The organism is Corallococcus sp. AB030 (assembly GCF_003668965.1).
GTDB lineage: Bacteria > Myxococcota > Myxococcia > Myxococcales > Myxococcaceae > Corallococcus > Corallococcus exiguus.
Window position 1 is genome coordinate 1 of sequence record NZ_RAWQ01000331.1, and the last position, 6,800, is coordinate 6,800.

The window sequence follows — 6,800 nt, forward strand, 5'->3', positions numbered from 1 at the left end:
GAAGGGGGGCTCGGGGGGGGCCGGGGCGGCCCGGGAAGGGGTTTCGAAATCGCTGGGGTGCTCGGCGGAGGACGACGGGTTCGACGACGATGACGATGACACCGAGGACGCCGGCCCGGAGGTCACCGACGAAATCCTGGCCGCCACCGAGGCCCTGAAGGCCGCGGAGGCGGAGGACGCGCAGGCCGCCGCCGAGGCGGGTGACGAAGCCGAGGAGCCCGAGGCCGTCATCCTGGAGCCGGAGCCGGAGCCCGCCGCGAACGAGCCGGAGTTGCAGGCGCCCACCACCACCCGCACGGGTGAGCCCGCGGAAATCGACCCGGACGAGATGGATCCGGACGCGCTCAAGGTGGTGCTGCGGCTGCACCAGCACGGCCACCAGGCGTACCTGGTGGGTGGCTGCGTGCGCGACCTGCTGTTGGGCAAGAAGCCCAAGGACTTCGACGTGGCCACCAGCGCCCACCCGGGCGAGGTGCGCGCCATCTTCCGCAACTGCCGGCTCATCGGCAGGCGCTTCCGGTTGGCGCACGTCTACTTCAAGGGCGGGAAGATCGTGGAGGTGTCCACCTTCCGCGCGAACCCGACGGAGCTGGAGCCGGCGGCCGGCGCGGCGGCGGCGGCGGAGGAGGGGCAGAGCGGCGAGGACCTCCTCATCACCCACGACAACGTCTTCGGCACCGCGCAGCAGGACGCGCGCCGCCGCGACTTCACCATCAACGGCCTGTTCTACGACGCGGCTGAAGGCCGGGTCATCGACTACGTGCGCGGCCGGCGCGACCTGGATGAGCGCTTCATCCGGACGATTGGCGACCCGGAAATCCGCATGCGCGAGGACCCGGTGCGCATCCTGCGCGCGGTGCGCTTCGCGGCGAAGCTGGACCTGGACATCGAGTCGCGCACGTACGCGGCGATGGAAGGCGCGGTGGAGGACCTGCCGCGCTGCGCGCCCGCGCGCCTGCTGGAGGAGACGTTCCGGCTCATCCGAGGCGGCGTGTCCGCCCCGGCGCTGAAGCTGCTGGCGGCGCTGGACGCGCTCAAGATTCTGCTGCCGCCCGTGGACGAGTACCTGCGCGAGAACGGCAAGGAAGGGGAGAAGACCTTCTACGCCTTCGCGCAGGCGCTGGATAAGCGCGTGTCCGCGGGAGAGGTGCTGGACGACGCCATCCTGCTGGCGGCGTTGCTGGTGCCCATCAGCCGCGCGCACCCGCCGGTGGAGGAGTCGCAGGACGAGGGCCGCGCGTCGGTGTCGCGCGTCATCGAGGACCTGCTGGCGGGCTTCGTGGAGTCCGCGCGGCTGCCGCGCCGCATCGCCGAGCGCTGCCGCATGCTGCTCCTGATGCAGCGCACGCTGTCCGGGGAGCGCCGCCGCAAGACGGGCGCCTTCCGCCGCCACCCGCTCTTCAACGAGGCGCTGGCCGTCTACGCGATGACGGTGGAGGCCACGGACGAGGGCCGCGAGGCGCTGGAGGCCTGGCAGGCCGGAGAGGTGCCTCCGCCGCGCGCCGGAGCCGCTGGCGGTGCGGACGCGGAAGGCCCCCGCCGCAAGCGCCGTCGTCGCCGTCGTCGCCGTTCCGGCAACGGGAGCGGAGAGGGCGGCGGTTCGGGCGCCTCCTCCGGTTCCGACGCGGGCGAGGGGTAGTTCCTTCGCGGTGGTGTCGCAGCGAAAGGGCTGGAGCGCTCAGGTGCTCCGGCCCTTGTCGTGTCCGCGAGCCCGGTGACGCGCCACCGCTTTCTCCCGCGTGACGGTGCAGCGGCAGAGCTGGGGCGCTCAGGTGCTACGGCCCTTGTCGTGTCGTAGGGGCGCTGCGGCTCGCCCAAGCGTGTCGGTGCAGCGGCAGAGCTGGAGCGCTTCAGGTGCTACGGCCCCTGTCGTGTCGTAGGGGCGCTGCGGTTCGTCTAAGCTTGTCGATGCCGCGACAGGGCTGGAGCGCTTCAGGTGCTACGGCCCCTGTCGTGTCGTAGGGGCGCTGCGGCTCGCCCAAGCGTGTCAGTGCCGCGACAGGGCTGGAGCGCTCGCAGGTGCTCCGGCGCTGGTCATGTCCGAGGGCCGCGCTACCGCTTCGGCTTGTCCACCGGCTTCTCGGAGCGGTGCTGGTCATCGTCCGACGCCTCCGCCTCCGCGATGTCCGCCATGGTGATGGCTTTGCTGCCGAAGCGCGCCGCGATGCGGTCCATCGCCTCGTTCAGCTTCGACGACTTCGGCGCGGCCGCCGGGAACAAGCCCAGCTGCGGCTCGTCCTCGTCCAACTGCACGCTCACGCCGGTGAGCCGCAGCGCCTTGCCTTCGTGCGCGCGCTCCAGCAGCTCCAGCGCCGCGCGGTAGATGACCTGCCCGTCGTCCGTGGCCTCGCGCAGCGTGACGCGGCGGGTGATGAGCGTGAAGTCCGCGAACTTCAGCTTGAGCTGCACCACGCGGCCCTTCAGCGTCGCGCGCCGCAGCCGCCGGGCCACCCTCAGGGCCTGCGCGTGCACGTGCGGCTTGAGCGCCTCCAGGCCCGTCAGGTCCTCGTCGAAGGTGTCCTCCGCGCCCACGCTCTTGGCCGCCCGGTCCGGCACCACGTCCCGCGCGTCGATGCCGTGCGACAGCTCCCACAGGTGCTTCGCGCTCGCCGCGCCGAACCGCTCCTCCAGCCAGTCCACGTCCCGCGCCGCCACGTCGCCAATGGTGACGAGCCCCGCGCGCTTCATCGCCTCTTCCGTCTTCGGCCCCACGCCCCACAGCCGCGACACCGGCAGCCCGGCGAGGAAGGCCACCGTCTCCTCCGGGCGCACCTCGCGCTGGCCGTTGGGCTTCGCCAGGTCGGAGGCGATCTTCGCCACGAACTTCGCCGTGGCGATGCCCGCGGACGCCGGCAGGTTCAGCTCGTGGGAAATCTCCTTGCGGATCCGCTTCGCGATGTCCGCCGCCGCGCCGAACAGCCCCACCGACGCCGTGACGTCCAGGAACGCCTCGTCCAGCGACAGGGGCTCGATCAGCGGCGTGTACCGCTCGAAGATGGCGAACACGTGCTCGCTGGCCTCCGCGTAGGCGGAGAAGCGCGGCTTCACCACGATGGCGTGCGGCGCCTGCTTCATTGCCCGTGCCATGGGCATGGCGCTGCGCACGCCGAAGGGGCGCACCTCGTAGGACGCGGCCACCACCACGCCGCGTTGTGCATGCCCGCCAACGATGACCGGCTTGCCCCGGAGGGACGGGTTGTCGCGCTGCTCGACGGACGCATAGAAGGCGTCCATGTCCACGTGGAGGATGGCTCGCATGACGTGAGTCACTCTAGTGGTCCCCTCTGACAGTGCGAGCCATGAAGACCCTCACCGAATACCTCTGGTTCGAGACGAAGGCCCGGCGCGAACTGGTGCGCCTGACGGACACCGTGGCCGCCCTGCTGAAGAAGAGCGGCATCCAGGAGGGCATGGTGCTGGTGTCCGCCATGCACATCACCGCGGGCGTCTTCGTCAATGACGACGAGCCCGGCCTCCATGAGGACATCTGGGACTGGCTCCAGCACCTGGCGCCCCATGGCCCCGACTACCGCCACCACCGCACCGGCGAGGACAACGGCGACGCGCACCTGAAATCCATGCTCGTCCACCATCAGGTGCTGATTCCCGTCACCGCCGGCAAGCTCGACCTGGGCCCCTGGCAGCAGGTCTTCTACGCGGAGTTCGACGGCCAGCGCCGCAAGCGCGTCATCGTCAAGGTGATGGGCGACTAACCGGCCACGGGCCACGCCAGCCCGTGGCGTCCCAGCTCCGCCACCAGGTCCGGCGGCAGCGGGCTCTCCACCTTCACGGGCTCCTTCGTCACCGGGTGCTGCACGGTGAGCGAGCGGGCGTGCAGGAAGAACCGCCCCAGTTCCGGCGCCTCGCGGCCCCCGTAGAGCGCGTCCCCCACGAGCGGCGCGCCCACCCCGGCCAGATGCGCGCGCACCTGGTGCAGCACGCCCGTGAGGATTTTCACCTCCACCAGGCTGTAGTCCCCGGACCGGGCCAGCACCCGGAAGTGGGACAGCGCCTCGCGGGCGTCCTCGGCGCCGTAGGGGGCGGGCTCCACGCGGTCCGGATGGCGCGGGTGGTGGCGCAGCGGCACCTCCACCTCGCCCTCGTCCGCCAGCGGGCCCGTCACCAGGGCGACGTAGCGCTTGTCCACCGCGCGGTTGCTGAAGGCCTCGCGCACGGTGGTCCAGGCCTCGCGCGTGCGGGCCGCCGCGAGCACCCCGGACGTCTCCACGTCCAGCCGGTGGCACAGGCCGCCCTCGCGCGGGTCCTGGGACGCCTGCGCGACCTCCGGGTAGCGCGCCACCAGGGCGTTGGCCACCGTGCCCGTCTCACCCGGCTGCAGGGGGTGCGACGGGCGGCCGGCGGGCTTGTCCACGAAGAGCAGGGCCTCGTCCTCATGCAGGACGACGAGCGGGAAGTCCGTGTCGGGCACGGCCTCGCGCGAGGACTCCTCCACCGTCACGGCGACCTTCTGGCCGGCGGTGACGAGGAGGCCCTTCTTGGCGGGGCGGCCGTCCACGCGGACCTGGCCCTCCTCGAAGAGGCGCTTCATGCGCGCGCGGGACAGGCCCAGGGCCTCGCCCGCGAACAGGTCCACCCGCTGGCCCGCCTTGTCGGCGTCCACGGTGAGGGTGTGCGTCGTCGTCGTCACTCTGAGAGGGCCTCGTACACTTCCTCGGCCGTCTGGAACCGGTCGTCCGGCTCCTTGCGGATGAGGCGATGGGCCACCCGCGCCAGCTGCGGGTCGCCATGCAGGTTGAGCGCGAGCAGCGGCGGAGGTTCCGTCTCCAGCACCTGGCGCCACAGCTCGTGCGGCGTTTTCGCGTCGAACGGCGGACGCCCGCTCATCAGCTCGTACAGGATGACGCCCAGGCTGTACAGGTCCGCGCGCCCGTCCAGCGGCTCGCCCAGAATCTGCTCCGGGGCCATGTACCGGTAGGTGCCCACCAGCTTGCCGTCCGCGGTGATGCCCGCGTCGTCCGCGAGGAACTTGGCCAGGCCGAAGTCCATCAGCCGCACCTGGCGGTCGTCGTCCACCATGATGTTGGACGGCTTCAGGTCGCGGTGCACCAGCCCGTGGCCGTGGATGTACGCCAGCGCCTCGCACACCTGGAGCATGGCGTCCTTCAGCTTGCCCATGCGCTCCGGACGGTTGAGGTCCGCCTCCTTCGGCGTGGTGGGGCGGGAAGGGAGCTGCGGCGCGCGAGGGGCGGCCCGGCGCGGATCCACCACGCGCATCCCGTCCGAATCCGGGTCGTCGTCCCCGGCGCCGTGGAAGCTGGCCAGGTCCTCGCTGGGCGCTTCCTCCGCGAAGGCGTTGAGGTCGAAGGTGCCGTCGTCCTCCACGTCGTCGTCCTCTTCCTCGTCCGGACTGTCGACGCTGCCGAAGTCGTCGTCCGCGGTGCGGCGGATGGTGAGCGGGCCGCGCGAGGAGGGCGTGGGCGTGTGCAGGTCGTTGAAGCTCACGTCCAGGTAGTGGCGCAGCGTGAGCCCTTCGATGAGCTCCATGGCCAGGTACGGCTGGCCCGCGTGGACGCCGGCCTCGAAGACCTTCACCACGTTGGGGTGGGCCAGGTCCGCGAGCGTCTCGAATTCGCGCGCGAGTCTCCGGGCCGCGCGGTCGTCCAGCGACGGTCCACCCGTCGACAGGAGCTTCAGCGCGACCTCGTCGTTGCTGCGGCGGTCCAGGGCCCGATAGACGGTCCCGGCCCCGCCACTGCCGAGCGTTTCCAACACGCGGTAGGGACCAATGGCCTTGGGAGGCATGGGAGCGCGGATCCTACGGACCACGTCACGTCAGGGTCAAACATGCAGACGGCGCTTGAGAGGTTGCGAACGCCTGGCCCCTGGGCTGTTTCACTTTTCCAGTGAGACATGGGAAGCCTCACGGACCATGCAAATCGGGAAGTATCGGCTCATCCAGAAGCTCTCCGGAGGAGAGAGGGTGGAGACCTTCCTGGCGGAAGACGCCAGAGGCCCGTGTGAGCTCCAACGCGTCCTTCCCGAGCTCACGAGACGCCCCGAGCTCGTGAAGACGTTCCTGTCCGAGGCCGAGAATGCTTCGTGCCTGGTCCATCCGAACGTGCAGCGGGTCCTCGACTTCGGGACGGAGGATGGGAACGCATTCCGGGTGTCGGAGCCCATCGATGGGCCTTCGCTGCACTCACTCATCCAGGCGTTGGCGGCGCAGGGGGCGCCGCTGCCGCTCGGCGTGTGCGCAGGGCTCGTGGCCCAGGCCGCCATGGGGCTGGCGTACGTGCACGCTCTGACGGATGGGGCGACGGGAATGCCGCTGGAGTGGGCGCACCGCGACGTGCGGCCCGGGACCGTCCGGGTGTCCCGTGAGGGCGTCGTGAAGGTGAGCGACTTCGGCATCGCGAAGCTGGCGGTGCACGACCTCCGCACGCGGCTGACGCCGGTGGATGCCCTGGCGTACAAGCCGCCGGAGCTGTTCCAGCGCCAGTCTCCGGACCTGCGCGGTGACGTGTACGGGTTGGGGATGGTGCTCTACGAACTGCTCACCGGCCTGCGTCCCTTCGTCGGGCAGGACCTCATGGGCGCGCTCAATGCCATCCGCTCCGCTTCCTACGTGCCCGCGGTGGAGCGCCGGCCGGACCTGCCGGAGACGATGCAGCGCATCCTGGAGCGGGCGCTCGCGACGGACCCGGTGGAGCGCTACCCGGACTGCCTCGCGTTCCATGCGGACCTGGAGCGCTTCATGTCCTCCCTGGACGAACCGGTGGGGCCGGACGTGCTGGCCCGGTGGGTGGCACGGGTGACCTGAGGCGGGGGCAGGCAGACCC

At 71.1% G+C, this 6,800-nt stretch carries 6 protein-coding genes; 3 read left to right on the forward strand and 3 right to left on the reverse strand.

Annotated elements, in window-relative coordinates; translation table 11 throughout:
- Positions 1–52 precede the first annotated feature (52 nt).
- Positions 53–1,639, forward strand: a complete 1,587-nt coding sequence (gene pcnB, locus D7Y15_RS41410; protein ID WP_233605294.1) for a polynucleotide adenylyltransferase PcnB — start codon at positions 53–55, stop codon at positions 1,637–1,639.
- A gap of 413 nt (positions 1,640–2,052) precedes the next feature.
- Here the strand turns inward: pcnB and D7Y15_RS41415 are convergent, their stop codons facing one another.
- Entirely contained in the window at positions 2,053–3,258 is a 1,206-nt protein-coding gene (locus D7Y15_RS41415) for a DNA polymerase IV (protein ID WP_120581308.1), read from the reverse strand.
- A 41-nt stretch (positions 3,259–3,299) separates the two neighbouring features.
- Between D7Y15_RS41415 and D7Y15_RS41420 the strand changes: the two genes are divergently transcribed.
- Positions 3,300–3,713, forward strand: a complete 414-nt coding sequence (locus D7Y15_RS41420; protein WP_014398332.1) for a secondary thiamine-phosphate synthase enzyme YjbQ — start codon at positions 3,300–3,302, stop codon at positions 3,711–3,713.
- Here D7Y15_RS41420 and D7Y15_RS41425 read toward each other — a convergent pair.
- Positions 3,710–4,648 (reverse strand): RluA family pseudouridine synthase, encoded by a 939-nt coding sequence (locus tag D7Y15_RS41425; protein WP_120581310.1) that lies wholly within the window; start codon positions 4,646–4,648, stop codon positions 3,710–3,712. The genes D7Y15_RS41420 and D7Y15_RS41425 overlap by 4 nt on opposite strands.
- Entirely contained in the window at positions 4,645–5,763 is a 1,119-nt protein-coding gene (locus D7Y15_RS41430) for a serine/threonine-protein kinase (protein ID WP_120581311.1), read from the reverse strand. The genes D7Y15_RS41425 and D7Y15_RS41430 overlap by 4 nt, the downstream gene beginning before the upstream one ends.
- 127 nt (positions 5,764–5,890) lie before the next feature.
- On the opposite strand from D7Y15_RS41430, the gene D7Y15_RS41435 reads away from it, so the two are divergent.
- Positions 5,891–6,781: a serine/threonine-protein kinase gene (locus tag D7Y15_RS41435; protein WP_158629212.1), complete on the forward strand. Its 891-nt coding sequence runs from the start codon at positions 5,891–5,893 to the stop codon at positions 6,779–6,781.
- Positions 6,782–6,800: the final 19 nt, after the last annotated feature.

Bases quoted from the DNA above. Each gene is read 5' to 3' on its own strand.
- D7Y15_RS41420 (WP_014398332.1), top strand. From the start codon at position 3,300: ATGAAGACCCTCACCGAATACCTCTGGTTCGAGACGAAGGCCCGGCGC.
- D7Y15_RS41415 (WP_120581308.1), bottom strand. From the start codon at position 3,258: ATGCGAGCCATCCTCCACGTGGACATGGACGCCTTCTATGCGTCCGTC.
- D7Y15_RS41435 (WP_158629212.1), top strand. From the start codon at position 5,891: ATGCAAATCGGGAAGTATCGGCTCATCCAGAAGCTCTCCGGAGGAGAG.
- D7Y15_RS41430 (WP_120581311.1), bottom strand. From the start codon at position 5,763: ATGCCTCCCAAGGCCATTGGTCCCTACCGCGTGTTGGAAACGCTCGGC.